Annotated in this window: 28 protein-coding genes and 1 pseudogene; 18 read left to right on the plus strand and 11 right to left on the minus strand. The window is 74.0% G+C overall.

The window, feature by feature from the left end; all coding sequences use genetic code 11:
• Window positions 1–76 precede the first annotated feature (76 nt).
• The 4 genes from ONA70_RS04775 to ONA70_RS04790 are packed head-to-tail and all read left to right on the plus strand — an operon-like array spanning window position 77 to window position 2,867.
• Window positions 77–673, plus strand: a complete 597-nt coding sequence (locus ONA70_RS04775) for an ArsR/SmtB family transcription factor (protein WP_265005096.1) — start codon at window positions 77–79, stop codon at window positions 671–673.
• Entirely contained in the window at window positions 670–1,965 is a 1,296-nt protein-coding gene (locus ONA70_RS04780) for an MFS transporter (RefSeq protein WP_265005097.1), read from the plus strand. Before ONA70_RS04775 ends, ONA70_RS04780 begins: the two co-directional genes overlap by 4 nt.
• A 51-nt stretch (window positions 1,966–2,016) precedes the next feature.
• The gene (locus ONA70_RS04785; protein ID WP_265005098.1) at window positions 2,017–2,559 is read left to right on the plus strand and encodes a dihydrofolate reductase family protein; all 543 of its coding nucleotides are present in this window, start codon (window positions 2,017–2,019) and stop codon (window positions 2,557–2,559) included.
• A 50-nt stretch (window positions 2,560–2,609) separates the two neighbouring features.
• A complete protein-coding gene (locus tag ONA70_RS04790) occupies window positions 2,610–2,867 on the plus strand; it encodes a hypothetical protein (RefSeq protein ID WP_265005099.1) in 258 nt (85 codons plus the stop codon).
• A gap of 50 nt (window positions 2,868–2,917) precedes the next feature.
• Here the strand turns inward: ONA70_RS04790 and ONA70_RS04795 are convergent, their stop codons facing one another.
• Window positions 2,918–4,237, minus strand: a complete 1,320-nt coding sequence (locus ONA70_RS04795; protein WP_265005100.1) for an ABC transporter substrate-binding protein — start codon at window positions 4,235–4,237, stop codon at window positions 2,918–2,920.
• 152 nt (window positions 4,238–4,389) lie between these two features.
• Here ONA70_RS04795 and ONA70_RS04800 point away from each other — a divergent pair, with 152 nt between their 5' ends.
• The 3 genes from ONA70_RS04800 to ONA70_RS04810 all read left to right on the plus strand — a co-directional run bounded on the left by ONA70_RS04800 (window position 4,390) and on the right by ONA70_RS04810 (window position 6,290).
• On the plus strand, window positions 4,390–5,223 hold the full coding sequence (locus ONA70_RS04800) for a phosphoribosylaminoimidazolesuccinocarboxamide synthase (RefSeq protein WP_265005101.1): 834 nt from the start codon (window positions 4,390–4,392) through the stop codon (window positions 5,221–5,223).
• A gap of 93 nt (window positions 5,224–5,316) precedes the next feature.
• Entirely contained in the window at window positions 5,317–6,099 is a 783-nt protein-coding gene (locus ONA70_RS04805; protein ID WP_265005102.1) for a helix-turn-helix domain-containing protein, read from the plus strand.
• On the plus strand, window positions 6,096–6,290 hold the full coding sequence (locus ONA70_RS04810) for a DUF397 domain-containing protein (protein ID WP_265005103.1): 195 nt from the start codon (window positions 6,096–6,098) through the stop codon (window positions 6,288–6,290). The genes ONA70_RS04805 and ONA70_RS04810 overlap by 4 nt, the downstream gene beginning before the upstream one ends.
• A 72-nt stretch (window positions 6,291–6,362) precedes the next feature.
• Here the strand turns inward: ONA70_RS04810 and glpK are convergent, their stop codons facing one another.
• A complete protein-coding gene (gene glpK / locus ONA70_RS04815) occupies window positions 6,363–7,847 on the minus strand; it encodes a glycerol kinase GlpK (RefSeq protein ID WP_265005104.1) in 1,485 nt (494 codons plus the stop codon).
• Window positions 7,848–7,912: 65 nt separating this feature from the next.
• Between glpK and ONA70_RS04820 the strand changes: the two genes are divergently transcribed.
• Window positions 7,913–8,851 carry a ribose-phosphate diphosphokinase gene (locus ONA70_RS04820; RefSeq protein ID WP_265005105.1) on the plus strand — a complete coding sequence of 313 codons (939 nt, stop codon included), beginning with the start codon at window positions 7,913–7,915 and terminating at the stop codon, window positions 8,849–8,851.
• Window positions 8,852–8,865: 14 nt separating this feature from the next.
• On the opposite strand, the gene ONA70_RS04825 is transcribed toward ONA70_RS04820, so the two are convergent.
• Window positions 8,866–9,333 carry an ATP-binding protein gene (locus tag ONA70_RS04825; RefSeq protein ID WP_265005106.1) on the minus strand — a complete coding sequence of 156 codons (468 nt, stop codon included), beginning with the start codon at window positions 9,331–9,333 and terminating at the stop codon, window positions 8,866–8,868.
• Window positions 9,334–9,447: 114 nt separating this feature from the next.
• On the opposite strand from ONA70_RS04825, the gene macS reads away from it, so the two are divergent.
• Both macS and ONA70_RS04835 read left to right on the plus strand, forming a co-directional pair.
• Complete coding sequence (gene macS, locus ONA70_RS04830) at window positions 9,448–10,572, plus strand: MacS family sensor histidine kinase (protein ID WP_265005107.1); 1,125 nt, start codon at window positions 9,448–9,450, stop codon at window positions 10,570–10,572.
• A gap of 11 nt (window positions 10,573–10,583) precedes the next feature.
• A complete protein-coding gene (locus ONA70_RS04835; protein ID WP_265005131.1) occupies window positions 10,584–11,216 on the plus strand; it encodes a response regulator in 633 nt (210 codons plus the stop codon).
• 12 nt (window positions 11,217–11,228) lie between these two features.
• Here the strand turns inward: ONA70_RS04835 and ONA70_RS04840 are convergent, their stop codons facing one another.
• The 3 genes from ONA70_RS04840 to ONA70_RS04850 form a co-directional block, all read right to left on the minus strand.
• A complete protein-coding gene (locus ONA70_RS04840) occupies window positions 11,229–11,801 on the minus strand; it encodes a DUF5709 domain-containing protein (protein ID WP_265005108.1) in 573 nt (190 codons plus the stop codon).
• An 86-nt stretch (window positions 11,802–11,887) separates the two neighbouring features.
• Window positions 11,888–12,703: an ATP-binding protein gene (locus tag ONA70_RS04845; RefSeq protein WP_319956150.1), complete on the minus strand. Its 816-nt coding sequence runs from the start codon at window positions 12,701–12,703 to the stop codon at window positions 11,888–11,890.
• On the minus strand, window positions 12,703–13,701 hold the full coding sequence (locus tag ONA70_RS04850; RefSeq protein WP_265005110.1) for an SDR family oxidoreductase: 999 nt from the start codon (window positions 13,699–13,701) through the stop codon (window positions 12,703–12,705). Before ONA70_RS04850 ends, ONA70_RS04845 begins: the two co-directional genes overlap by 1 nt.
• A gap of 226 nt (window positions 13,702–13,927) precedes the next feature.
• Here ONA70_RS04850 and ONA70_RS04855 point away from each other — a divergent pair, with 226 nt between their 5' ends.
• Window positions 13,928–15,181: a glycosyltransferase gene (locus ONA70_RS04855; RefSeq protein WP_265005111.1), complete on the plus strand. Its 1,254-nt coding sequence runs from the start codon at window positions 13,928–13,930 to the stop codon at window positions 15,179–15,181.
• Here ONA70_RS04855 and ONA70_RS04860 read toward each other — a convergent pair.
• The 4 genes and pseudogenes from ONA70_RS04860 to aroA form a co-directional block, all read right to left on the minus strand.
• Window positions 15,079–16,067, minus strand: a pseudogene (locus ONA70_RS04860) (hypothetical protein). The gene ONA70_RS04855 and the pseudogene ONA70_RS04860 overlap by 103 nt on opposite strands.
• Window positions 16,068–16,127: 60 nt before the next feature.
• Complete coding sequence (gene hisN, locus ONA70_RS04865; RefSeq protein WP_265005112.1) at window positions 16,128–16,946, minus strand: histidinol-phosphatase; 819 nt, start codon at window positions 16,944–16,946, stop codon at window positions 16,128–16,130.
• A 123-nt stretch (window positions 16,947–17,069) separates the two neighbouring features.
• Window positions 17,070–18,194, minus strand: a complete 1,125-nt coding sequence (rsgA, locus tag ONA70_RS04870) for a ribosome small subunit-dependent GTPase A (protein WP_265005113.1) — start codon at window positions 18,192–18,194, stop codon at window positions 17,070–17,072.
• Window positions 18,164–19,465 (minus strand): 3-phosphoshikimate 1-carboxyvinyltransferase, encoded by a 1,302-nt coding sequence (gene aroA, locus ONA70_RS04875; protein ID WP_265005114.1) that lies wholly within the window; start codon window positions 19,463–19,465, stop codon window positions 18,164–18,166. The genes rsgA and aroA overlap by 31 nt, the downstream gene beginning before the upstream one ends.
• A 101-nt stretch (window positions 19,466–19,566) precedes the next feature.
• Between aroA and ONA70_RS04880 the strand changes: the two genes are divergently transcribed.
• The 5 genes from ONA70_RS04880 (at window position 19,567) to rsrA (ending at window position 23,078) form a co-directional block, all read left to right on the plus strand.
• A complete protein-coding gene (locus ONA70_RS04880; RefSeq protein WP_265005115.1) occupies window positions 19,567–20,277 on the plus strand; it encodes an SOS response-associated peptidase in 711 nt (236 codons plus the stop codon).
• Between the two features lie 208 nt (window positions 20,278–20,485).
• On the plus strand, window positions 20,486–20,878 hold the full coding sequence (locus ONA70_RS04885; protein ID WP_265005116.1) for a WhiB family transcriptional regulator: 393 nt from the start codon (window positions 20,486–20,488) through the stop codon (window positions 20,876–20,878).
• Between the two features lie 227 nt (window positions 20,879–21,105).
• Window positions 21,106–21,723, plus strand: coding sequence for an alpha/beta hydrolase family protein (locus ONA70_RS04890; protein ID WP_265005117.1), 618 nt, complete (start codon window positions 21,106–21,108; stop codon window positions 21,721–21,723).
• Between the two features lie 258 nt (window positions 21,724–21,981).
• Window positions 21,982–22,788 (plus strand): sigma-70 family RNA polymerase sigma factor, encoded by an 807-nt coding sequence (locus ONA70_RS04895; protein WP_319956151.1) that lies wholly within the window; start codon window positions 21,982–21,984, stop codon window positions 22,786–22,788.
• Between the two features lie 2 nt (window positions 22,789–22,790).
• Window positions 22,791–23,078, plus strand: coding sequence for a mycothiol system anti-sigma-R factor (rsrA, locus tag ONA70_RS04900; protein ID WP_265005119.1), 288 nt, complete (start codon window positions 22,791–22,793; stop codon window positions 23,076–23,078).
• An 82-nt stretch (window positions 23,079–23,160) separates the two neighbouring features.
• On the opposite strand, the gene ONA70_RS36855 is transcribed toward rsrA, so the two are convergent.
• Window positions 23,161–23,235: a 50S ribosomal protein bL37 gene (locus tag ONA70_RS36855; RefSeq protein WP_369752275.1), complete on the minus strand. Its 75-nt coding sequence runs from the start codon at window positions 23,233–23,235 to the stop codon at window positions 23,161–23,163.
• Between the two features lie 210 nt (window positions 23,236–23,445).
• Here ONA70_RS36855 and ONA70_RS04905 point away from each other — a divergent pair, with 210 nt between their 5' ends.
• Both ONA70_RS04905 and ONA70_RS04910 read left to right on the plus strand, forming a co-directional pair.
• A complete protein-coding gene (locus tag ONA70_RS04905) occupies window positions 23,446–23,661 on the plus strand; it encodes a biotin/lipoyl-binding carrier protein (RefSeq protein ID WP_073834949.1) in 216 nt (71 codons plus the stop codon).
• Entirely contained in the window at window positions 23,658–24,170 is a 513-nt protein-coding gene (locus ONA70_RS04910; RefSeq protein WP_265005120.1) for a GNAT family N-acetyltransferase, read from the plus strand. The genes ONA70_RS04905 and ONA70_RS04910 overlap by 4 nt, the downstream gene beginning before the upstream one ends.
• Window positions 24,171–24,178 lie beyond the last annotated feature (8 nt).

The following is a 24,178-nucleotide window of genomic DNA, read 5'->3' on the forward strand; positions in this document are numbered from 1 at the left end:
CGCCGTTTCCGCGCACTCACCCGCAGATCACCAGGCGTGGCTTGCCCGGTAATTTCTGAGAGGCTACTCTCGAAACATGTCTCTCAGAAATTCCGACCAGGGCAATCCGTACGGAGATCTCGAGCTGACCGACCCGAAGGCGATGCGGGCGCTCTCCCACCCGGTCCGGCTGGCCATCCTGGGGCGGCTCCAGCGGCACGGCCCGGCGACCGCGACCGAGCTCTCCGAGCACGTCGGCGCGACGCCCTCGGTCACCAGCTGGCACCTGCGTCACCTGGCCGGGTTCGGCCTGGTCCGGGACAGCGGGACCGGTGGCGACGCGCGGAAACGGTACTGGGAGGCGAGTGCGCGCGGTTTCCGGTTCACGTTTCCCGAGGACGAGGAGGGACAGGCCGCCAGCCAGGTGCTGAGCCGCGCCATCTTCACCCAGTACGCGGACCTTCCCGGGCGGTGGATGGCCGAGGTCGAGCCGTACCTGGCGGCGGAGTGGCGCCGGGAGGCCGGGCTGTCGAACACCAACGTCCGGCTGACCGCCGCCGAGCTGGCCGCCGTCAACGCCGCGATCGAGCAGGTGCTCGCGCCGTACGTCACCCGGGACCGGGCCGACCAGCCGTCCGGTGCCCGTCACGTGCGGTTCATGCGCTACGTCATGCCCGAAGCGGAGGAGCGGTGAGCGGCCCCGGGGAGCGGTCTCGTCCGCTGCTCCGCGACCCCGGTTTCCGGCCGTTCTTCGTGGCGCACGCCGTCTCGCAGTTCGGCGACCGGATCTCCGAGCTGGCCTTCCCGCTCCTCGCGGTGCTCCTCCTCGACGCCACCGCCGCCCAGGTGTCGGTGCTGACCGCCCTGGTGTGGCTGCCGAACCTCGCCGCGATCTTCCTCGGCGCCTGGGTGGACCGGCAGCCGAACAAGAAGCGGCTCCTGGTGGCGGCCGACCTGATCCGCGCCGCGCTGCTCGTGACGGTGCCCCTCGCGTTCGCGTTCGACGCCGGCACGCTGGCCCAGCTCTACGCCGTGGCGCTGCTGACCGGGGCCGCCTCGGTGCTGTTCAACACCACGTACCCGGCCTTCTTCGTGTTGCTCGTGGACCGGTCGCGCTACCTGGCGGCGAACAGCGCGCTCAGCGCCAGCCGGTCGGTGTCGTTCATCGCCGGCCCGGCCCTCGGGGGTGTGCTGGTCCAGGCGTTGACGGCGCCGATCGCGATCCTGGTGGACGCGGTCTCGTTCCTCCTGTCCGCCTGGGGCATCGGCCGGGCCAGACCGACCGGGACGTCCGGCGGCACCGACGATGCCGCGACCGGCCGGCTGTGGCAGCGAGCCCGGGAGGGGCTGCGGTTCACCTTCGGTCACCCCGTCCTCCGGGCCGCCCTCGGCTGTACGACCACCGTCAACTACTTCAGCTTCGTCTTCAACGCGCTGCTCGTCTTCTTCGCCAGCCGTACGCTCGACCTCCCCGCGGGGCTGCTCGGCCTCGCGCTCGGGGTCGGCGCGGCCGGCGGGCTGCTGGGCGCGGTCGCCGCGCCGCGCCTGTCCGCCCGGATCGGGGTGGGCCGCAGCATCATGCTCGGCGCTGTTGTCTTCCCGGCCTCGATCGCCCTGGTGGCCGTCGCCGGGGGCCCACTCTGGGCGCGGGTGGCTCTGGTGGCCGGGGCGGAGTTCCTCTCCGGGGTCGGTGTGATGCTGTTCGACGTCAACCTCAACGCGCTCAACGCCACTGTCATCCCCGACGGCCTGCGAAGCCGGGTCTCCGGCATGTACTCGACGGTCAACTACGGGATCCGGCCGCTGGGCGCGCTGACCGGCGGGGCGCTCGGCAGCTGGCTCGGCCTGCGCCCGACGCTGTGGATCGCGGCGGTCGGGGGGACCCTGTGCGTGCTCTGGCTGCTCCCCTCGCCGATCCCGAAGGTGCGTTCCCTGGACCAGCTCGACGGTCCCGACCGGGCCGAACCCGCCCTGGCCGATCGATGAGGCATGTCGGTGGCGGGTGATATGCCATCGGTGGAGAGAGGAGACGACACCGTGGCGAAGCTGCTGTACTCGGTGACCATGTCGCTCGACGGTTTCATCGCCGGCCCGGGCGGCGACATGTCCTGGCTGACCGAACACATCGCGCCGAACCCGACGGTGGACGACCTGATCGGCCGGATCGGGGCCCTGCTCGTCGGCAACCGCACCTTCGGGGGCGACGACCCGCACCGGGGGACCGAGAAGGAGGGCAAAGCGTTCGGGGGTGGCTGGGAGGGGCCGCAGTTCGTGCTCACCCACCAGCCGCCGGCCGAGCCGGTGCCCGGGGTGACCTTCGTCGCGGACCTGCGCGAGGCGGTCGCCGCGGCCCGCGCCGCCGCCGGCGAGAAGTACGTCAACCCGCTCGGCGCCGAGACGGCGCGTGGCTGCCTGGAGGCCGGCCTGCTCGACGAGGTCCTGACCATCGTCGCGCCGCTGATGCTCGGCGACGGGGTCCGGTTGTTCGCGTACCCCGGCGGCTGCACGGTCCCGCTGGAGCGGATCGGCGTCACGTACACGCCCGCCGCGACGAACCTGTGGTGGCGGGTCGTCCGGTGAGGGGCCGCGTCCGCCCGGCCCGGCTTGCGCGTCTCGGCGAGGATGAGGGCATGTCTGCTTGGAACAGGTGGTGGGGGCGGCTCGGCGCGGTCCTCGGTGCGGTCGTGCTTGCGGTCTTCGTACCGGTCGCGGCCTGGGCGTCCACGGGCACCGGCGAGCTGGTGGTGGAGGCCGCGCGGCGGCGGCCTCGGGGCGGCGGCGGCTTTTTCGGCTTCCTCGGGCTGCTCTGCTGCCTCGGGGTGGTCGTCGTGATCGTGCTGCTGGTGCTGCTCCTGATGCGTAACCGGCGCGGCGGCCCGCGGCGCTGACCTGGTCCGTCCGTCGCGGTCCGGCCCCGGCACCGGACCGCGACGCCGGGTCATTCGGCCAGGGCCGCGTTCGCCTGCGCCATGAACCTCGAGGTCGCCGCCCGCGCCCCGGACTGCTTCGCCCGGATGCTCTCCGCCGCGGCGACGAGCAGGGTACGCACCCGCGCGTGGCCCTTGGGCGGGGGAGCGGGCGCCGGACCCATCAGGTCGGCGAGGTCGGCGTCGAGGGCGACCAACCGCTTCACGGTCCGGTCGGTGGTCCCGTCGGTGACGAACCGCCGGACGGAGACGCTCGGGTTCAGCCCGCGTTCGGTGCCCAGGAGCCGACCGGCCGCCACGTTGTTGGTCAGGAAGTTGATCACGTCGGCGACCACCTCGGGCTGCCGGGTGCCCCGGAACCCGGCCCAGTACATCGACGCCCGGGGCCATTGCGCGGCCGGGGTGCCCGGCAGGGCGACCATGCCGAGCTCTTCCTTCGTCCGGCGCTGGAGTTCCGGGAGCTGGTGCGACCAGGCGAACGACGCGGCGGTGTGCCCGGTGACCACCGGCTCCCGGTCCGGCTCGCCGGTGTCCGCCAGCTCCACCAGGGGGACGTCCGGCGTGGCGCGGTCGTACCGGGCCACCTGCCAGAACTCGAACCAGTCGAGCAGCTCGGCCGAGCTGAAGCCGAGCTGTCGCCCCCGGTACAGCTCGCCGCCCTGCCCGCGCAGCCAGAGCCAGAGCGCACGGTAGTCGCCGGAGGGGTCCGTGGTGCCGACCACCTGGCTGTCGGAGGCGTGGCTGACCTGGGCGGCCCACCGGGTGTAGTCCTTCCACGGCATGCCGGTGTGCGGCTCCGGCACCCGGAGGCGGCGCAGCAGGTCCCGGTTGTAGACCAGGGCGGCGGTGGTCTGCGCGGCGGCCACCGCCACGGTCCGCTCGTCCACCCGGCCGTACCGGGCCAGGTTCTCCGGCAGGCCGCGCAGGTCGAGCCGGTCGTCCGCGACGTACCGGCTGAGGTCGAGGACGATCTCGCGCTGGGCGTACTCGGTGAGCACGGTGTCGTCGACCTGGAAGAGGTCGGGCACGTTGCCCCCGGTGGCCTGGGTGGCCAGCCGGTCGTAGTAGCCGGTCAGGCCCTGCCAGGTGACCCGGAACCGCACCCCGGGGTTCTGCTGGGAGTAGAGGCGCAGCGCCCGCTCGGTGGCCTCGGCCCGCTGGTTGCCGCCCCACCAGAACACGGACAGCTCGATCGGCCCGTCGTCGGCCCGGGTCTGCTCCTCCGGGGTGCAGCCGGCCAGCCCGCCGCCGAGCAGGGGCAGCCCGGCCAGCCCGCCGAGGAGCCGCCGCCGGTCGAGGCCGGGGCGGGACGCGGGCTGCGGAGCGGGCACGGGCGGTCTCCTGGCGGCTGCGGCGGACGGACCATTTACCCAGGGCCCGGGCGAGGGTGTCAACGTCCGACCCGGCACGCCTCCGGGCCGGAGCGGACGGGACGGCCGGTGGCCGCGCCGGGCGGGCACCGCTCCCATGGTGTACTAGCGCCGTGGAACTTCTGCACTCCGGCAAGGTTCGGGACGTCTACGCCGACGGCGATGACCTGATCCTGGTCGCCTCCGACCGGATCTCGATCTACGACGTGGCGCTGCCGACCCCGATCCCCGACAAGGGTCGCCTGCTCACCGCGCTGTCGCTGTGGTGGTTCGAGCAGCTCGTCGATCTCGTGCCGAACCACGTCATCTCCGCCACCGACGTGCCGGCGGAGTTCGCCGGCCGGGCGATCCGCTGCCGCCGGCTGGACATGGTCCCGATCGAGTGCGTGGCCCGGGGCTACCTGACCGGTGGCGGCTTCGCCGAGTACCAGCGCAGCGGCGCGGTCTCCGGCGTGGAGCTGCCCCGGGGCCTGGTGGAGGCGTCGATCCTGCCCGAGCCGATCTTCACCCCGTCGACCAAGGCGCCCAAGGGCGAGCACGACGAGCCGATCACGTACGGGCAGGTGGTCGACAAGGTCGGCGCGGAGACCGCCGAGCGGCTGCGGCAGATCACCCTCGACGTCTACCGGCGGGGCGCGGAGATCGCCGCCGACCGGGGCATCCTGGTCGCCGACACCAAGATCGAGCTGGGCTGGGCGCCGGACGGCACGTTGGTCCTCGCCGACGAGGTGCTCACCTCCGACTCGTCGCGGTTCTGGCCGGCCGAGTCGTACCAGCCGGGTCGCGCCCAGTTCTCCTTCGACAAGCAGTACGTGCGCGACTGGGCCACCGGCAGCGGCTGGGACAAGCAGCCGCCGGCCCCCGAGGTGCCGGCCGAGGTGGTCGAGGCGACCCGGGCCCGCTACGTCGAGGTCTACGAGAAACTCACCGGCAACCGCTGGGACTGACCGGGACACCCCGCTTCGCCGTACCTGCTGGACCCGACCCGCGTCACCGTCGAGGATGTTCTCGTCACTCTCGGTCGGTCTCGGGATGGTCGGATGAACGGCGACATGTGGATCAGGGCACTCAAGGCCGCGCGGGCCGGCGCGGGCGTCTCCCAGGAGGCCCTCGCGGAGCTGATCAGGTGGAGCCCGTCCACCATCGCGGCGATCGAGACCGGCCGGCGCCGGCCGACCCCGCAGTTCGCCGAGGCCGCGGACGAGGCGTTGGGCACCGGCGGGCTGCTGGCCGAGTTGCTGGCGGTGGCCGCCCGACAGGAGTCCCCCGCCTGGTTCGCACCGTGGCGGGGGATCGAGGCGGAGGCGGTCGCGCTCCGCACCTCCCAGCCGTCGCTGGTGCCGGGCCTGCTGCAGACCGAGGCGTACGCGCGTGCCGTGCTGCACGCTCAGGGCACGCACACCCCGGAGCGGGTGGACCAGCTCGTCGCCAGCCGGATGGCCCGCCAGGAGTTGCTCACCGGCCCGACCCCGAAGCGGTTCACCGCCATCATCGATGAGACCGCCCTGCGCCGGGTCGTCGGCGACCGGGACGTCCAGCGCGCCCAGTTGGAGCGGCTGGTCGAGCTGGCCGCGCTGCCGCACGTCCGGCCCTACGTGGTGCCCGCCGAGGTCGGCGCGCACCCCGGACTGGCCGGCGGCTTCGTGCTGGCCACCCTGCCGGACGGGGACGAAGTGGCCTACGTGGACGGTGTCTTCGGTCAGGTGGTCGACCGGCCCGACGCCATGGATACCATCAGGACCATGTGGGACACGCTGCTCAGCGAGGCCCTGCCCGCTGGCGTGTCGGTCGAGCTGATCGGGAAGCTGGTGAGCGAGCTGTGAACACTGCCCCCACCCCTCGGTGGCGTGTATCGAGCCGGTCGGGCAACGGCGGGGACACGTGCGTCGAGGTGGCCGACAACCTGTCCGACCGCGTACTGGTCCGCGACTCGAAGGACCGCGACGGCGGCACCCTCGCCTTCGCTCCGGAGGCGTGGCGGGCCTTCGTCGCGCTGGTCAAGGCCGTCGGCTGAGCCATCGCCCGTCCGAGGGGCGCGACCACGCCATCCGCCGGGGGTCCCGTTCGGCCGCATGGCTCCGCCGTATTAGTCCACCCAGTCGAGGGTGCGCTGGACGGCCTTGCGCCAGTTGCGCAGCTCGCGCTCCCGGTGCGCCGGGTCCATGGCGGGCTGCCACTGGGCGTCCGAGCTCCACTGCTCGCGCAGGGTGGCCAGGTCCGGCCAGAAGCCGACCGCCAGGCCGGCCGCGTACGCGGCGCCGAGGCAGGTGGTCTCGGTGATCCGGGAGCGGACCACCGGCACGTCGAGGACGTCGGCGAGGAACTGCATGAGCAGCGCGTTGCCGGTCATCCCGCCGTCCACCCGGAGCCGCCGCAGCGCCACGTCGGAGTCGGCGTTCATCGCGTCGACCACCTCGCGGGTCTGCCAGGCGGACGCCTCCAGCACCGCGCGGGCCAGGTGCCCCTTGGTGATGTAGCCGGTCAACCCGGCGATCACGCCCCGGGCGTCGCTGCGCCAGTGCGGCGCGAACAGCCCGGAGAAGGCCGGCACCACGTAGCAGCCGCCGTTGTCGTCGACGGTGCGGGCCAGCTCCTCGATCTGCGGGGCGGTGGAGATCAGGCCGAGGTTGTCGCGCAGCCACTGCACCAGCGAGCCGGTGACCGCGATCGCGCCCTCCAGCGCGTACACGGGCGGCTGGCCGTCGATCTGGTACGCGACCGTGGTGAGCAGGCCGTGCCCGGAGGTGACCGGGCTGGCGCCGGTGTTGAGCAGCAGGAAGCTGCCGGTGCCGTAGGTGCACTTGGCCTCGCCGGGCTGGAAGCAGGTCTGCCCGAAGAGGGCGGACTGCTGGTCGCCGAGCGCGCTGGCCACCGGCACCCCGGCGAGCACCCCCTCGGCGGTGCCGTAGACCTCGGCCGAGCTGCGGATCTCCGGCAGCATGGCGGCCGGCACCCGCAGCGCGTCGAGCAGCTCCGGGTCCCAGTCCAGGGTGGCCAGGTCCATCAGCATGGTGCGGCTGGCGTTGGTCACGTCGGTGACGTGCCGGCCGGTCAGCTTCCAGATCAGCCAACTGTCGATCGTGCCGAACAGGACCTCGCCCCGCTCGGCCCGCGCGCGCAGGCCGTCGACGTGGTCGAGCAGCCAGCGCAGCTTCGGTCCGGCGAAGTAGGTGGCCAGGGTGAGGCCGGTGCGGGCGCGCAGCCGCTTCTCGTCGTACGCCTCGGCCAGCTCACGCAGCAGCGGACCGGTGCGGGTGTCCTGCCAGACGATGGCGGGGGCGACCGGTTTTCCGGTCGCCCGATCCCAGACCACCGTGGTCTCCCGCTGGTTGGTGATGCCGACGGCGGCCAGCCCGTCCGGCCCGGCACCCGCGGCGGCGAGCGCCTCCAGCACCACCTGCTGCACGTTCGCCCAGATCTCCTCCGCGTCGTGCTCGACCCAGCCGGGCTGCGGGAAGAACTGCCGGTGTTCGCGCTGGGCGACGGAGACGATCTCCCCGGCCCGGTCGAAGACGATGCACCGCGACGAGGTGGTGCCCTGATCGATGGCGGCGACGAGCTCTCCGGTCACGGCAGCACCGTACCCGCCGGGAGCGTCCACCGCCTTCCCCCGGACGACCCGTACGATCACCAGGCGTGCGTGACATTGCCGTGTTCAGCGGGACCGCCCACCCTGACCTCGCCGCCGAGATCTGCGCCCACCTCGGCGTGCCGTTGCACCCGGTGCGGGTGTCCCGGTTCGCCAACGACTGCCTCGAGGTGCAGTTGCAGGCGAACTGCCGGGAGCGCGACGTCTTCCTGATCCAGCCACTGGTGCCCCCGGTGCAGGAGCACCTGGTCGAGCTGCTGCTCATGATCGACGCGGCCCGGGGCGCGTCGGCCGGCCGGATCACCGTGGTGCTGCCGCACTACGCGTACGCCCGCTCGGACAAGAAGGATGCGCCGCGCATCTCGATCGGCGGCCGGCTGGTGGCCGATCTGCTCACTTCCGCCGGCGCGCACCGGGTCCTCGCCATGACCCTGCACTCGCCGCAGGTGCACGGCTTCTTCAGCGTCCCGGTGGACCACCTGCACGCGCTGCGCGAGCTGGCTGCCCATTTCAAGGGGTACGACCTCAGCAACGCGGTGGTGGTCTCGCCGGACCTGGGCAACGCCAAGGAGGCCGCCGCGTTCGCCCGGATGCTCGGCACCCCGGTGGCCGCCGGCGCCAAGCAGCGGTTCAGCGACGACCGGGTCACGATCAGCACGGTGATCGGCGACGTGGCCGACCGGGACGTGATCGTGCTGGACGACGAGATCGCCAAGGGCAGCACGGTGATCGAGCTGATGGCCCACCTGCGCGAGCGGAAGGTCCGCTCGATCCGGCTGGCCTGCACCCACGGCCTCTTCTCCAGCGGGGCGCTGGAGCGGCTCAGCGCGCAGGACGGGGTGCTGGAGATCGTCTGCACGAACACCGTGCCGATCCCGGAGGAGAAGCGGGTGCCGAAGCTCGAGGTGCTCTCGGTGGCGCCCGCGCTCGCCGAGGCGATGCGGCGGATCCACAACGGTGAGTCGGTGAGCGCCCTCTTCGGGTGAGCCGGCCGGCCGGGTCAGGCCTCGGCGGGGCGCCTGGCGTGCTGCCGGACGGCCAGCGCGGCGGTGATCCGGACGATGGTGCCCGCCTCGCCGGTCTCCACCGCCATCGTGTCGCTCAGCTCCCGGGCCAGCCAGAGGCCCCAGCCGCCGGCGGTGTCCGGGGCGGGACGGTTGCGCTCGCTGAGCCGCTGGGTGCTGATCCCGTGGCCGTGGTCGGCGACCTCGCAGACCAGCTCCCCGTCCGCACACCAGAGGCGCAGCCAGCCCCGGCCGCCGCCGTGTCGTACCGCGTTGGTGATCAGCTCGTTGACCGCCAGCACGAAGTCGTCCAACCGCTGGCCGCTCAGCCCCGAGGCGTGTGCGCAGGAGGTGACCGAGTGCCGAAGCTCGGTCACCTGGGCCTGGTCGAAGGCCTCGGCGACGAGGAGGGAAGGTTCGATGGGCACAACCGTACGCGGTGCGGGGGGTTCTGCGTTCGTCATGGCCCCGTCCCGGCGGTTGATCTCGACGATTTTCGCGGCATTTCCACCGTACGTCAGGGTTTCCTACGCCGCACAATAGGCAGTCCGTGGGCGGGTTGTGGCAGGGTGTCGCCCATGCCGTCGTCCCCGGGTGGCCTGGAGGTTCCGCTCTGGCGGTCCATCGCGGTGTTCCGCTTCGCCTCGCTGGCGTACGTGGGCGTGCTGGTCCTCCGCGACGGCCACCGGTACGCGCACCCGATCGCCGCCGGCGGCGTACTCCTGCTGATGCTGGCCTGGACCGGGGTGACCGCGGCCGGCTACGCGCGCCCGGCCGGGCGGCGCTGGCCGCTGCTCCTGGCCGACCTCGGCGTGGTCCTGGCGATCATGCTGGCCACCCCGTGGGTGATCGGTCGCGCGGCGCTCGCCGCCGGCGTGCCCACCCTGACCGTCGCCTGGCTGGCCGGTCCGGTGTTGGCCTGGGCGGTCTCCGGCGGCCGGCGGCGTGGCGCGGTCGCCGCCCTGATCCTCGGCGCGGCCGACCTGGCCACCCGGGAGCGGATCAGCCAGTCCTCGCTCACCGGGGTGATCCTGATGCTGCTCGCCGGCGTGGTGGTCGGGCACGTGGCCCGGCTCGCGGTCATCGCCGAGGAGCGGCTGCAACGGGCGGTGGAGCTGGAGGCGGCGACCCGGGAGCGGGAGCGGCTGGCCCGCGACATCCACGACTCGGTGCTCCAGGTGCTGTCCCTGGTGCAGCGGCGCGGCGCCCAGCTGGACGGCGAGGCGGGCGAGCTGGCCCGGCTGGCCGGCGAGCAGGAGGCCGCCCTCCGCGCGCTGATCGGCCGCGCGGGCGCCGCGCCCGTCGAGGACGGCGACGTCCGCGACCTGCGCGACCTGCTCGACCGGTACGCCTCGGCGGCGGTCCAGGTGGCTGCGCCGGCCACCCCGGTGCCGCTGCCCGGCCGGGTGGCCGGCGAGCTGGCCGCCGCGGTCGGGGCGGCCCTGGACAACGTGGCCCGGCACGCCGGCGGGCGGGCCTGGGTGCTGATCGAGGACGAGGGGGAGACGGTGACCGTCTCGGTACGCGACGAGGGGCCGGGGATCCCGGAGGGGCGGCTCGCCGAGGCCGCCGCCCAGGGCCGGCTCGGGGTGGCCCAGTCGATCCGGGGCCGGATGGCGGACCTGGGCGGCGAGGTGCGTATCGCCTCCGCCGTTGGCACCGGCACGGATATCGAGCTGAGGGTGCCGAGGAGGGGGCGGTGAGCATCCGGGTGATGGTGGTCGACGACCACCCGATGTGGCGCGAGGGCGTCGCGCGGGACCTCACCGAGGCCGGGTACGAGGTGGTGGCGACCAGTGGGGAGGGCCGGCAGGCGGTGCGGGTGGCCCCGGCGGCCCGCCCCGACGTGGTGGTGCTCGACCTCCAGTTGCCCGACATCTCGGGGGTGGCGGTGATCCAGGGACTGCGCGCGGCGCTGCCGGCGGTCCGGGTGCTGATGCTGTCGGCCAGCGGTGAACCGCAGAGCGTGCTGGACGCGGTCAAGGCCGGTGCCACCGGCTATCTGGTGAAGTCGGCCGCGCCGGCCGAGTTCCTGGAGGCGGTGCGTCGCACGGCGGCCGGCGAGCCGGTCTTCACGCCGGGCCTGGCCGGCCTGGTGCTCGGAGAGTACCGGCGGCTGGCGGCCGGGCAGGTTGCCCCGGACGACGCGGCGCCCCGGCTCACCGAGCGGGAGACCGAGGTGCTGCGCCTGGTCGCCAAGGGCCTGTCGTACAAGCAGATCGCCGAGCGGCTCGGGCTCTCCCACCGGACGGTGCAGAACCACGTGCAGAACACGCTCGGCAAGCTCCAGCTCCACAACCGGGTCGAGCTGACCCGCTACGCCATCGAGCGGGGCCTGGACGACTGAGCGGCTGAGCGGTCAGGTCGCCTCCGGCGGTCGGGTCTCGTGGATGGCCAGCTCCTCCGCGGTCGCCCCGCCCCCGGCCGCGCCCGCGTCGTATGCGACGTTGTCGGTCTCCTGGTCGGTGTGCGCGCCCTCGTCCGGCTCGACCAGCCGGCCCACCTCGTGGTCGGCGACCGCGCCGAGCTGGCCGTGGTCGTAGATCGAGACCGGCGAGTGCGGGTCGGAGGTGGGCCCCGGGTCGATCACGTCGGCGTCGAGCTGGGCCTGCGCGGCGGCCTCCTCGCTGTCCGCCTCGGCGGCGATGTCCGGGTCGACCGGGCCGGCGAGCGGATCGTCGGCGGACCGCTCGTACTGCTCCCGCTGGAGCTTGTAGTCCAGCGACTCGCCGTCGAGCTGCTCCTCGGCGGTGGTCCCGTACCGGTCCACGGCCACTGGAGTGCGGTCGCCGGGCAGCTGGGCCGGCTCCGGGCCGTCCGCCTCGCGCCCGGTCCGGACGTCGTCGTCGGCGGTCGAGTCGTCGTCGGCGGTGTCGGGCAGGCCCTCCGCCTCCGGGTCGGACACGGGGGTGGGGTAGTCGTCGTCGCGCATGAGTGGTCACTACCCGCTGGACTCGGCGCATTAACCGCGTCCGGTGGGGTGGATCGGGAGGAAGAGGGCCAAAAGGGCTGGCCCGGTCAGCTGCGGAGCGCCGCCTCGTCCTCGGCGTGCAGGACGCACCAGACCACCTTGCCGTTCGGTAGCGGGGTGCTGCCCCAGCGCCGGGCCACCGTGTCGATGAGCAGCAGCCCGCGACCTCCGGCGGAGTTCACCGGCGCCAGGCCGGCGTACGCGGGCTGCCGGCCGGAGTGGTCGCGTACCGCCAGGTGCAGCGTGCCGTTGTCGGGCGCGACCCGGACGGTCATCGGCGTACCGGCGTGGGCGACCACGTTGTTGACCATCTCGGTGACCGCGATGCAGGCCGGCTCGGCCAGGTCCGGCACGCCCCACCGGCCGCAGCCGTCGGTGACCAGCGCCCGCGCCTCCCGGGCCGCCGCCACCACCGGCGGCAGGTCAGCGGCCAGCACCGCCGCCAGCGGCGCGCCGATCAGCGCGGCCTGCGCCTCGTCCAGCGACGGGTAGACCGGGGCGTCATCGGGGTCGCCGGCCGGGCTGCGGGCGTCGGTGCCGCGTCCGGCGGCCGGGTCGAGGACGAGCAGACCGGCGGCGGGCCAGTCGGCCACCGTGCGGTGCACCTCGTCGATCACCCCGCGGGCGTCCGGCCCGACGATCCGGACCGCGGACAGGTCGACGACCACCGGGCCGGGCCGCTGCCAGAGCCGTGCCAGCAGGGCGTCGCGGACGGCGGCCGTCCCGGTCGGGTCGAGGACCCCGGTCAGCCTGACGATCGCGGACGATTCGTCCGCCTCCACCAGGCATCGCACGTCCGTCGGCATGATCTTCCCATTGTGCATGCCGGCCCGGGGGCGCGCATCCGGCCGGTCGACGTCCATCATTGCTCCGCTCTCGCTCGTCGGGTCATCGCGGCCAGCGTGCCGACGGCCGTGCCCGCCGCGGCCAGCCCGAACGCCGCCGTCATCCGGATCAGCTGCCGGCGGCGGCCGTGCCAGCCGCCGGACCGTGCGGCCTCGGCGTCGGGCCGGAACACGTTCCCGGTGCTGTCCAGGGCCACGCCGGGGCCGAACTGGGTGCGCGTGGTGTACCAGCCGAGTACCCGCTCGACGAGCGCCGGGGCGAGCCGCCACTGCAGCCCGAGCAGCCGGGCCGCGCCCCCGGCGTACGCCTCGCGGCGGGGGCGGCGCAGCAGCCGGACGATCGTCTCGGCGACCACCTCCGGCGGGTAGACCGGCGGGGGCGGGGTCAGCTCCCGCCCGCTGTGGTTGGCGGCATGCCGGAAGAACGGGGTGTCGATGCTGGTCGGCAGCACGGTGCAGATGGAGATGTTGCCGCGCCCGGTCACCCGCAGCTCCTGCCGGACCGTGTCGGCCAGTCCACGGATGCCGTGCTTGGTCGCGTTGTACGCCGACTGGTAGGGCATGGCCACCTCGGCCAGCACCGAGGCGTTGTTGACCAGGACGCCGCCGCCGGCCGCGTCGAGCCAGGGCAGCGCCGCCTTCGTCCCGTACACGGTGCCGAGCAGGTTCACCGCCACCACCCGGCGGAACTCCTCGACCGGGATCTCGTCGAAGAGCCCGACCGCGGTCACGGCGGCGTTGTTGATCCAGGCGTCGATCCGGCCGAATTCGGCCGCCGCCCGCGCCGCGAGCCGGCGCACCGCCTCCGGGTCGGTCACGTCGGTGGGCACCGCCACCGCTCGCCCGCCCAACTCCCGGCAGCGTCCGGCGACCCGGTGCAGGGCCTCCTCGGTACGGGCCGCCAGCACCACGTCGGCGCCCCGGCGCGCCAGCGCGTACGCCGTGGCCGCGCCGATTCCGCTGGAGGCGCCGGTGATCACGACGGTGGCGCCGTCGAGGGCGCGGGTGAGAGGCATTCCTGGCCGGTACCCCCGGTCCGGGCCGGTCATGCCGCCCGGATTGCGGTTGATCCCGGACGAATACCAGCAGGAGCCGCGAATCCGACGGAAGGTCAGGCGCAGCAGCCGGCTGCCGGCCCGTCGGTCCGATCCCGATCTGCCAGGTTTCGACGCACCGGGGCCGGGTTAATGGGACCCTCTGACCGGAGGACCCACCGCTCCGAAAAACGCATGGAGGTGCACCATGCGCGTCGGCCTTGTGTGCGCGCACGCCGGCCCGTCCGTCGACGGCCCCGCCGTCGGCACCCACCAGCACATCGCGCGGGTCGCGGCCGAGCTCTCGGCACGGGGTCACGACGTCCGGGTGTACGAGCGGCGCGACGAACCGGGACAGCCCGACGACCGGACGATGGACGGCTACCGGCTGGAGCGGGTGCCCGTCGGCCCGCCCGCCCCGCTGCCCACCGCCGAGCTGGTGCCGTACGTGGCCGAGTTCGGCGGCTGGCTGGCGCGGCGATGGTCGGGCGACTGGGCGCCGGAGGTGGTGCACGGGCACTACTGGCCCGGCGGCCTGGCCGCCGCCCACGCGGTACGCGAGACGGACATTCCGGTCGTGCAGACCTTCCATTCGCTCGGCATCGAGCAGCTGCGCCACCTCGGCCGCGGGTACGGCGGGCCGGGGGAGCGGATCCCGCTGGAACGGGCGCTGACCCGGGCGGTCGACATCGCGGTCGCCCAGTGCAACGACGAGGTCGACGAGCTGACCCGGATGGGCCTGCAACGCACCGCGGTGGCGATGGTGCCGACCGGGGTGGACACCGCCCAGTTCCACCCCGACGGCGAGGCCGCGCCCCGGGACCAGCGGGCCCGGATCCTCTCCGTCGGCGGGCTCTCGCCCGGGCACGGCCAGGACGACCTGATCCGGGCGATGCGCCTGGTCGGCGACGCGGAGCTGGTGATCGCCGGCGGGCCGCCCGTGGCAGAGCTGCCCGGCCACGCCGAGGCGCGCCGGCTGCGTGAGTTGGCCGAGCGGACCGGGGTGGCCGAGCAGGTGAAGCTGGTCGGCGCGGTGCCGCACGACCAGATGGCCACCTGGTACCGCTCCGCCGACGTGGTCGCCTGCACCCCGCACTACTCCTCCGCCGGTCGGGTGTCGCTCGAGGCGATGGCCTGCGGCGTGCCGGTGGTCGGCTACGCGATGGGCGGCATCGCCGACGCCGTGGTCGACGAGGTGACCGGCAAGCTGGTCCCGCCCGGCGACGTACGCATCCTCGGGGTCGCCCTGCGCCGGCTGCTCGCCGACAACGCCGGGCGGTTCGCGTACGGGCACGCCGCGGTCGACCGGGTCCGGTGCAGCTACACGTGGGAACGGACGGCGGGGGCGCTGGAGCGGCTCTACGAGCGGGTGATCGGCCGCCGCAAGCCGGTCGAGCCGGCCGAGGAGCGCCAGCCCGTCGAGGTGGCCGCCGAGCAGCGCGGGCCGGTCGAGGCCGCCTGAGGACCGGAGTCGGGCCGGCTCAACGGCGGGCCCGGGCGGTGACGCCGGCAGCGATCATCGGGCGCTCCCGTTCCCCGGCGACCGCGTGGTGGTGCTGCGGCTCCGCGTACCGGGTCAGGCCGACCACGGACACCAGCGTGGCCAGGAAGCCGACCCCGGCCAGCCACTCCCGGCCGGGCCAGATCCGGTCGTTGAGCAGCAGCAGGCCGATGATCGCCGCGGGCACCGCCCCGGCGGCGTCCATCGCGGCCACCGCCGCGGTGGTGGAGCCGCGCTGCATGGCCAGCCCGAGCAGCAGTTGCCCGATCACCGAGTGCGCGACCAGCAGGTAGAGCAGCGGGTCCCGGACGAACGCCTCCGCCGTGTCGGCCGAGGCGAGCGGGCGGGCCGCCACCGCGGCGGCGGAGAACGCCATGCCGGCCAGCGAGCCGAGCGCCACCGAGCCGGGCGCACCGCGCAGCCGGACGGCGAAGAAGCCGAGGACGGCGATCACCCCCACCGCAGCGGTCAGGCCGATCAGCCCGGCGGCGCCGAGTTGCCGGGACGGCGCCGGCTGGGCGGCCAGCACCAGTGCGGTGATCCCGCCGAAGAGCAGCACCAGCAGGGCGATCTCGGCGGCCGGCAGGCGCCACTTGAGCACCGCCACCCCGATCATCGCGGTCACCCCGAGCCCGGCCGCCACGCTGGCCTGGACCAGGAACAGCGGCAGGTCACGGCGGGCCAGGAAGGCCAGTACGAAGCCGGTGACCTGGCACAGCAGCCCGACCAGGTAGGTGCGGTGGCTGGCCAGCCGGAGCAGCAGCCCCGGGTCGAAGGTGTGGTGCACGGTGGTCCGGGCCGCCGCGACCGACTGGAGCAGGTTGGCGAAGCCGTACGCGACGATCATCGCCGCGAGGAAGCACCAGCCGGAGGACACCACCTGGCGAGGATAGAGGCTACCGACCGGTCAGTGCTCGGCCGGCCGGCCGAGCCGGGCCAGGATGTCGTCGTGCAGCGGCCCGTTGGTGGCGATCGCGCTGATCTCGTTCGGACCGGTCCCGGCAGGGGCCGGCCGGCCGTCCAGGGCGGTGAAGGTGCCCCCGGCCTCGATGACGATCGGCACCAGGGCCGCGATGTCCCAGAGCGACAACTCCGGCTCCACCATCACGTCCAGTGCCCCTTCGGCCAGCAGCGTGTAGCCGTAGAAGTCGCCGTACGCCCGGCTGCGCCAGGCGTCCCGCATGATCTGGAGCATCGCCGCCAGCCGGCCCGCCGTCTCCCAGCCGCTCAGCGACGAGTAGCAGAAGCTGGCGTCGGCCAGGTCGGTCACGCCGGAGACCCGGATCGGCGCGCCGAAGGCCAGGTCAGGGCCGGCGTACGCGCCCGCGCCGCGGGCGGCCCACCAGCGCCGCCCGAGCGCCGGGGCGGAGACCAGGCCGAGGACCGGGCGGTCCCCCTCCAGCAGGGCGATCAGCGTGGCCCAGATCGGGACCCCCCGGACGAAGTTCTTCGTGCCGTCGATCGGGTCGACCACCCAGCGCCGCCCGTCCGGGCCGGTCGCCGGCTGCTCGCCGTACTCCTCGCCGAGCAGGCCGTCGCCCGGGCGGTGGATGGCCAGCAGGGCGCGGATCTCCCGCTCCACGGCGGTGTCCGCGTCGGAGACCGGGGTCAGGTCCGGCTTCGACTCGACCCGCAGGTCGAGGGCCCGGAAGCGGGACATGGAGACGGCGTCGGCGGCGTCGGCGAGCCGGTGGGCGAGGGCGAGGTCGTCGGCGTACCCGGTCATGGCCCAGACGCTAGCGAGGCCGCCGCCGGCCGGGTGGCGCGGGTGCGTCGGCGTCCGCCGATCAGGAACCGGCCGGCGGATCGGCTGAGCCGGTCTTCGTTCGCGACTGTGGGGCTCGCAAGCTCACTCCTCGCGCTCGCGGGGGTTGCGCTCACCGTCGCGGGGATCGCTCTCGCCGCTGCGGGAGGCCAGCAGCCGACGGTACGACGCCAGCCGGCGCGGGTCGGCCTTGCCGGTGGCCACCCAGCCGTCCAGCGCGCAGTCCGGCGCGTCGGCGGTGTGCGGGCAGTTCGGCGGGCAGTCGACGGTCGCCTCCACCAGGTCGGGGAAGCCGTGCAGCAGGCTCTCCGCGGAGACGTGCGCCAGCCCGAAGCTGCGTACCCCGGGGGTGTCGATGATCCAGCCCGGGTCGCCCTCGGCCCCCTCCCACCTGGGCAGCCGCAGCGCCACCGCGCTGGTCGAGGTGTGTCGGCCCCGGCCGATCGCGCTGACCGTGCCGACCGCCCGGTCCGCCTCCGGGACCAGCCGGTTGACCAGCGTCGACTTGCCCACCCCGGAGTGCCCCACGAGGACCGAGACCCGGCCGGCGAGCAGCGCGCGCAGCGCGTCCAGGTCGGCGTCGGGCTGGATCAGCACGTACGGCAGTTCCAGCTCGGTGTAGTAGCCGAGCACCGCCTCCGGCCCGGCCAGGTCGGCCTTGGTCAGGCAGAGCAGCGGCTCGATGTCGGCGTCGTACGCGGCCACCAGGCAGCGGTCGATGAACCCGGTCCGCGGCGGCGGGTCGGCCAGCGCGCTGACGATCACCAACTGGTCGGCGTTGGCGACCACCACCCGTTCCAGCCGCCCCTCGGCCGTGGTCGCGTCGTCCTCGGCGGTGCGCCGCAGCACCGATCGGCGCTCGGCGATCCGGACGATCCGGGCCAGCGCCCCCGGGGCGCCCGAGGTGTCCCCGACCAGTCCGACCCGGTCGCCGACCACCACGGACTTGCGGCCCAGCTCGCGGGCCCGCATCGCGGTCACGGTCGGGGTGTCCGGCCCGGCGTCGGGCAGCACGCAGGTGTAGCGGCCCCGGTCGACGGCGATCACGAACCCGTCGACCGCGTTCTCGTGTCGCGGCCGGGTCCGGGTACGTGGGCGCGAGGATTTCCCGGGTCGGACCCGGACGTCGTCCTCGTCGTACTCCCGCCGTCTGGTCGCCAGGACGTCCCCCCGTCGCGTCAGTTCTTGCCGGTCACCATCCCCGACCATAGTGCCGGGAACTCCGGCATGGTCTTGGAGGTGCACGCCACGTCGTCCACCTCGATGCCGGGCACGGCCAGCCCGGCCACCGCCGCGGCGTGCGCCATCCGGTGGTCGGCGTACGTCCGGAAGGTGCCGCCGCGTAGCGGGCGGGGCCGGATCTCCAGCCCGTCGGCGGATTCGGTGATGTCGGCGCCCAGCGCGGTGAACTCCTTGGCCAGCGCGGCGATCCGGTCGGTCTCGTGGCCCCGGATGTGCCCGACCCCGGTGAGCCGGGAGGGCGAGTCGGCGAGCATCGCCAGCGCGGTCAGCGCCGGGGTCAGCTCGCTGACGTCGGAGAGGTCGGCGACCAGGCCGTGCACGGTGCCGGTGCCCCGGACGGTCAGCCCGGAGGTGGTCAGCGTCACCTCGCCGCCCATCCGGGTCAGCAGGGCGCGCAGCTGCTCGACCGGCTGCATGCTGCTGCGCGGCCAGCCCTGGAGGGTCACCTCGCCGCCGGTGACCAGCGCGGCGGCGAAGAACGGCACCGCCCCGGACAGGTCCGGCTCGATCTCCCAGCCCCGCCCCGTCAGCGGGCCGGGCTCGACCGTCCAGACGTCGGGGGTGGTGTCGTCGACCGCGGCCCCGGCGGCCCGCAGCATCTGCACGGTCATCCGCAGGTGCGGCGCGGACGGGACCGGCGGCCCCTCGTGCCGGACCACCACGCCCCGGTCGAACCGAGGCGCGGCCAGCAGCAGGCCGGAGACGAGCTGGCTGGAGGCGGACGCGTCGATCACCACCTCGCCGCCGACGACCCGGCCGGCGCCGAGCACCGCCAGCGGCAGGCTGCCGGACTCCGGTGTGTCGATGCGTACGCCGAGGGAGCGCAACGCCCCGACCAGCGGGCCGATCGGGCGGACTCGGGCCTGCGGGTCGCCGTCGAAGGTGACCCGGCCCTCGGCGAGCCCGGCCACCGGCGGCAGGAAGCGCATCACCGTGCCGGCCAGGCCGACGTCGACGTGGGCGGGGCCGACCAGCCGGTGCGGCCGGACCAGCCAGCGCTCGTCGTCGGAGACCGACACGTGCGCGCCCATCTCGCGCAGCCCGCCGGCCATCAGCTCGGTGTCCCGGGCGCGCAGCGGCCGGGCGAGCGTGGACGGCCCGCTGGCCAGCGCGCTGAGCACCAGGGCCCGGGCGGTCATCGACTTGGAGCCGGGCAGGCGCAGCGTGATGCCGACCGGATCGGTCGCGGTCGGCGCGGTCCACGGCTCCGGTGGACGCGTCGCGGTCAGATTCCCCACGGTCACATTGTGCCAATTCGTGGGGCCGGGGGAACCGCCCGTCGTCCCACCTCCCGGTTGGCGGGACAGCCGGAAGCGGGGCAAGGGGTTAGCGTGTGCCCATGTGCGGGAGGTACGCGACGAGCCGGAGCGCGGGCGACCTGGGCGCGCTGTTCGAGTCGTACGACGAGACCGGCGGCACGGTCGGCCCGGACTTCAACGTCGCCCCGACCGACCCGGTGCCGCTGGTCCGGCTGGCTCCGGAGGGGCACCGGGCGCTCTCGGTCGGCCGCTGGGGCCTGGTGCCGCACTGGTCGCGTAGCGCCGCCGGCGCGGCCCGCATGATCAACGCGCGGGTGGAGACCATCGCCACCAGCCGGGCGTACGCCCCGTCCTTCGCCCGCCGCCGCTGCCTGGTCCCCGCCGACGGCTGGTACGAGTGGGTCCGCGAGCCGGGCGGCCGGCGGCAGCCCTACTACATGACCCCGCGCGACGGTTCGGTGCTCGCCCTCGCCGGCATCTGGTCGGTGTGGGCGTCCGGCGGCAGCGAACTGCTCACCTTCAGCGTGCTGACCACGGCGGCCGTCGGCGAGCTGGCCGAGGTGCACGACCGGATGCCGCTGCTGCTGCCCCGGGAGCGCTGGGCGTCCTGGCTCGGGCCGGCCGACGAGCCGGCCGCGTTGCTCGTCCCGCCGGCACCGGAATGGCTCGCCGGGTTGGAGATCCGCCCGGTCTCCCCGGCGGTCGGAGACGTCCGAAACGACGGTCCCGCGCTCACCGCACGCGTTCCGCTCGCCCGCGAGGAGGCTGTTACGGAAATGACGCTGTTCTGAGTACTGGTGACACATTGTCGTGTGCTGATTTGCCGGGGTTGCGCCTGAATCGTCGCCGGCTTTTCAGCCATGTTTGCTGCAGAGTCTTGTCCCCGTGTCCGCGAGTGCGATAGAACACAGCGCCGGCGTTGGGCGTCTGTTCGCACGGGGCGGATGACACCCATCGATCTTCCAGGATCAGGCCGGTCCCACGGGGGAGGTGGGTGTATTGACACGGGCACGTATGCCCCGCCCGCACGAGGTGGCCGCCGCACGACGAGACCCGCGACTGCTGCGGGCGTTGCGGGAGCGGCGACAGGACGAGGCGTGGCGGACCAGAGGAACCTGTCAGAGCGTGGATCCGGAGACCTTCTTTCCGGCACCCAACGAACCGGCCGACGCGGCCGTCGCGCTCTGCCGTAGTTGTGACGTCCAGGGATCCTGCCTGGCCTGGGCGCTGGAGGTGGGGGACTGCCACGGCGTCTGGGGCGGCACCACCCCGCGCGAACGGCGGGCGATGCTGGTCGCCTGGCGTAGCGAGGTGCAACCGGATCCGGACGCCCGCGACGAGGCCGGCCCGCCGGTCCGCGACCGGCTGCTCACGTTGGTGCCGTTGAGCTGATTTCCGGCGTCGCCCGCACCCCTTTTCCGGGTGCGGGCGACGCCGTTTTTCCGCCCCGGTGGCCGTCGCGGCTACCTGTCCGGCCAGGCACCGAGCGCCGTGGTCAGCGCGGATTCCGGTCCGGCCGCGGTGATCCCGGTGCCGGTGTCACGGGTGCGGTCCGCCCGGAGCGGCCCGGTCGCGCCGGCCGCCGTCGGGCCGGCCGATCCGGGCCGCAGAATGGGTCGGTGCGGCAGACCGACGAGATCTCCACGCCCCGCGGACCGGCCCGGGTCGACACCGACCTGCCGGACGGCCGGTACCCCACGTTGCTGGTGCTCGGCCATGGCGCGGGCGGCGACGTGACCGCCCCGGACCTGATCGCGGTGCGGGACGCCGTGGTCGCCGCTGGGGTGGGCGTGGTGCGGGTCACCCAGCCGTACCGGGTCGCCGGTAGGCGCGCGCCCGCGCCCGCCGGGCACCTCGACGAGGCGTGGACGGCGGTGCTGGCCGCGCTCCGGGAGCGCCACGCCGGTGTCGCCCGCTGGGTGGTCGGCGGCCGGTCCAGCGGCGCCCGGGTCGCCTGCCGTACCGCTGGCGTGGTCGGCGCGGACGGGATCGTCGCGCTCGCCTTCCCGTTGCACCCGCCGGGCCGCCCGGAGCGCTCCCGCGCCGACGAGCTGCGTACCGGCCTGCCCACCCTGGTGGTCAACGGGGACCGGGACCCGTTCGGGGTGCCCGAGTCGGGGCCCGACGTCGAGGTGGTGACCCGCCCGGGCGAGCGGCACGACCTGCGCGGCGATCCGGCCGGCAGTGCCGCGGTGGTCCGCGACTGGCTGCACGTCCGGGGTTGGACACCCGGCTGACCCTCGCCCCCACCGGCGCCCAGGGGGCGGAGTGATCTTGCGAGACCACGGGCGTGACCGGGAGTGGCGGCGGGTCGTTGCATCGGTTGGTGCCGGCCGCCCGGTTCGGGGTCCGGGGCCATCCTCCCAGGCCCTTCCTGGTCCCAGCGTCGGTCGCGGCCGAGGCCGGGACCAGGAACGGCGGGTGGCGGCGGAATGTGGCGGGCGGCGGTACGCGTTACTACTCCCGGATGACATTTCAGCCGAGGGGGGTGACCGGTGCCGACCGAGACACGGAGCCGGGAGCGGGACGAACAGGACGCGCGGCAGCTCAGGCGGCTGCTCGACGCGCCCGAGTGGCCCGCTGGGGCGTCGGCCGTGAGCACCAGCACACAGTCCGGAAGTGAATCTGCCGGCAGGCGGGTACGCGTATCCTCGGCGGGAAAGCATCCGACGCGAGGGGATGTGCGGTTGACCACCGAGAAGACGGACGAGCGCAGGGCCCGCTTCGAGCGGGACGCGATGCCCTTCGTCGATCAGCTCTACGCTGCCGGGCTGCGGATGACGCGCAACCCGGCGGATGCCGAGGACCTGGTCCAGGAGACGTACCTGAAGGCGTACGCCGCCTTCCACCAGTTCGAGCAGGGCACGAACCTGAAGGCCTGGCTCTACCGGATCCTGACCAACACCTACATCAACTCCTACCGGAAGCGGCAGCGCCAGCCCGTCCAGGCGCCCACGGACGAGATCACCGACTGGCAGCTCGCCGAGGCCGAGTCGCACACCTCCAGCGGGCTGCGCTCGGCGGAGACCGAGGCGCTGGACCGGCTGCCGGACAGCGACGTCAAGGAGGCCCTCCAGCAGTTGCCGGAGGAGTTCCGCTTGGCGGTCTACCTGACCGATGTCGAGGGCTTCTCCTACAAGGAGGTCGCCGACATCATGGGTACGCCGATCGGCACCGTGATGTCCCGGCTGCACCGCGGTCGACGTAATCTGCGGAAGCTGCTCGAGCAGTACGCGGCGGAGCGGGGCTTCACCTCCGCGCCGTCGAAGGGTTCGACCGCCGCCGCAGGCCGGGAGGTGTGACCGTGAGCTGTGGAGAGCCGCACGAGACGGACTGCCGCGAGGTGCTCGCCGAGGTCTACCTCTACCTCGACCTGGAGTGCGCCGAGGAGCGCCGCGCCCTGATCCGGCATCACTTGGAGGAGTGCGGGCCCTGCCTGCAGGAGTACGGCATCGAGCAGGAGGTGAAGGCGCTGGTCGCGCGCTGCTGCGGCAACGAGACCGCGCCCGAGCAGCTCCGCGAGCGGCTGCGCCTGCGCCTGACCGAGCTGGTGGTCTTCGAGACCACCGAATCCCGCGAACTCGCCGACTGAGCGCGACCGCGACAAGCTGAAGACACCGGTGGCCCGGGTCCGATCGGACCCGGGCCACCGGCGTTGTCCAGCCCCTGCGTGATCAGGAGTTGGGGCGCTTGCCGTGGTTCGCGCTGCTCTTCTTGCGGGCCTTCTTCTTGCGGGCCTTCTTCGCCATGCTCTGCCTCCTTGTGCTGGTCACGGTCCGGCCGCGGCGAGCGCGGCGAGGTCGCGTACCGGTCCACCGGCGGTGCGGGGACCGACCCGCTGATGCTAGTGCCGGCCATGGCTGCCCCGGCCCGCCGGGGGCGGAAGCCAGGGGTTCGGATGTGACGCCGGCCATGATTGGATACCGTTCGCAGGCACACCGTGGAGAGGGAGGGCCGGGATGGCCGAGGAGATCCGCGCCGAGATGGTGGCGAACGTCTGGAAGGTCGTCGCGTCGGCCGGGGACACCGTGTCCGAGGGGGACACCCTGGTGATCCTGGAGTCGATGAAGATGGAGATCCCGGTGGTGGCCGAGTCCGACGGTGTGGTGCAGCAGATCGCGGTCAACGAGGGCGACGTGGTGCAGGACGGCGACCTGATCGCGGTGATCGGTTGACCGGCCCGATCGTCCGCCGGGCGGAACCGGCCGACCACCCGGCGGTGGCCCGCCTGACCGTCGCCGCGTACGAGGCGGACGGCCAGCTCAAGGGCGAGAACGGCTACGGCGCGGTGCTGGCCGACGTGGCCACCCGGGCGGAGACCGGTGAGGTGCTGGTCGCGGTCGACGAGGCCACCGGGGCCGTGCTGGGCGCTGTGACGTTCGTGCTGGCTGGCACCCCGTACGCCGAACTCTCCGGGCCGGGCGAGGCGGAGTTCCGGATGCTCGCGGTCGACCCGGCCGCGCAGGGTCGGGGCGCCGGTGCGGTCCTGGTCCAGGCCTGCGTGGCACGGGCCACCGAGCTGGGCTGCAGGGCCGTGGTGATCTGCGTACGCAGCGGCATGGCCGCGTCGGCCCACCGGCTCTACGCGCGGTTCGGCTTCGTCCGGGTGCCCGAGAAGGACTGGTCCCCGCAGCCCGGCGTGGAGCTGCTGGGCCTGCGGCTGGAACTGCCCGGTCGGGGCTGACCGCCGGC

This window comes from Micromonospora yasonensis (assembly GCF_026013475.1).
GTDB lineage: Bacteria > Actinomycetota > Actinomycetes > Mycobacteriales > Micromonosporaceae > Micromonospora > Micromonospora yasonensis.

What these genes read in the sequence shown, in the direction of transcription:
- ONA70_RS04775 (WP_265005096.1), top strand. Translation starts at nt 77, where the DNA reads ATGTCTCTCAGAAATTCCGACCAGGGCAATCCGTACGGAGATCTCGAG.
- ONA70_RS04790 (WP_265005099.1), top strand. Translation starts at nt 2,610, where the DNA reads ATGTCTGCTTGGAACAGGTGGTGGGGGCGGCTCGGCGCGGTCCTCGGT.
- ONA70_RS04805 (WP_265005102.1), top strand. Translation starts at nt 5,317, where the DNA reads ATGAACGGCGACATGTGGATCAGGGCACTCAAGGCCGCGCGGGCCGGC.
- ONA70_RS04825 (WP_265005106.1), bottom strand. Translation starts at nt 9,333, where the DNA reads ATGACGAACGCAGAACCCCCCGCACCGCGTACGGTTGTGCCCATCGAA.
- macS (WP_265005107.1), top strand. Translation starts at nt 9,448, where the DNA reads ATGCCGTCGTCCCCGGGTGGCCTGGAGGTTCCGCTCTGGCGGTCCATC.
- ONA70_RS04835 (WP_265005131.1), top strand. Translation starts at nt 10,584, where the DNA reads ATGGTGGTCGACGACCACCCGATGTGGCGCGAGGGCGTCGCGCGGGAC.
- ONA70_RS04840 (WP_265005108.1), bottom strand. Translation starts at nt 11,801, where the DNA reads ATGCGCGACGACGACTACCCCACCCCCGTGTCCGACCCGGAGGCGGAG.
- ONA70_RS04845 (WP_319956150.1), bottom strand. Translation starts at nt 12,703, where the DNA reads ATGGACGTCGACCGGCCGGATGCGCGCCCCCGGGCCGGCATGCACAAT.
- ONA70_RS04850 (WP_265005110.1), bottom strand. Translation starts at nt 13,701, where the DNA reads ATGCCTCTCACCCGCGCCCTCGACGGCGCCACCGTCGTGATCACCGGC.
- ONA70_RS04855 (WP_265005111.1), top strand. Translation starts at nt 13,928, where the DNA reads ATGCGCGTCGGCCTTGTGTGCGCGCACGCCGGCCCGTCCGTCGACGGC.
- hisN (WP_265005112.1), bottom strand. Translation starts at nt 16,946, where the DNA reads ATGACCGGGTACGCCGACGACCTCGCCCTCGCCCACCGGCTCGCCGAC.
- rsgA (WP_265005113.1), bottom strand. Translation starts at nt 18,194, where the DNA reads ATGGTCGGGGATGGTGACCGGCAAGAACTGACGCGACGGGGGGACGTC.
- ONA70_RS04880 (WP_265005115.1), top strand. Translation starts at nt 19,567, where the DNA reads ATGTGCGGGAGGTACGCGACGAGCCGGAGCGCGGGCGACCTGGGCGCG.
- ONA70_RS04905 (WP_073834949.1), top strand. Translation starts at nt 23,446, where the DNA reads ATGGCCGAGGAGATCCGCGCCGAGATGGTGGCGAACGTCTGGAAGGTC.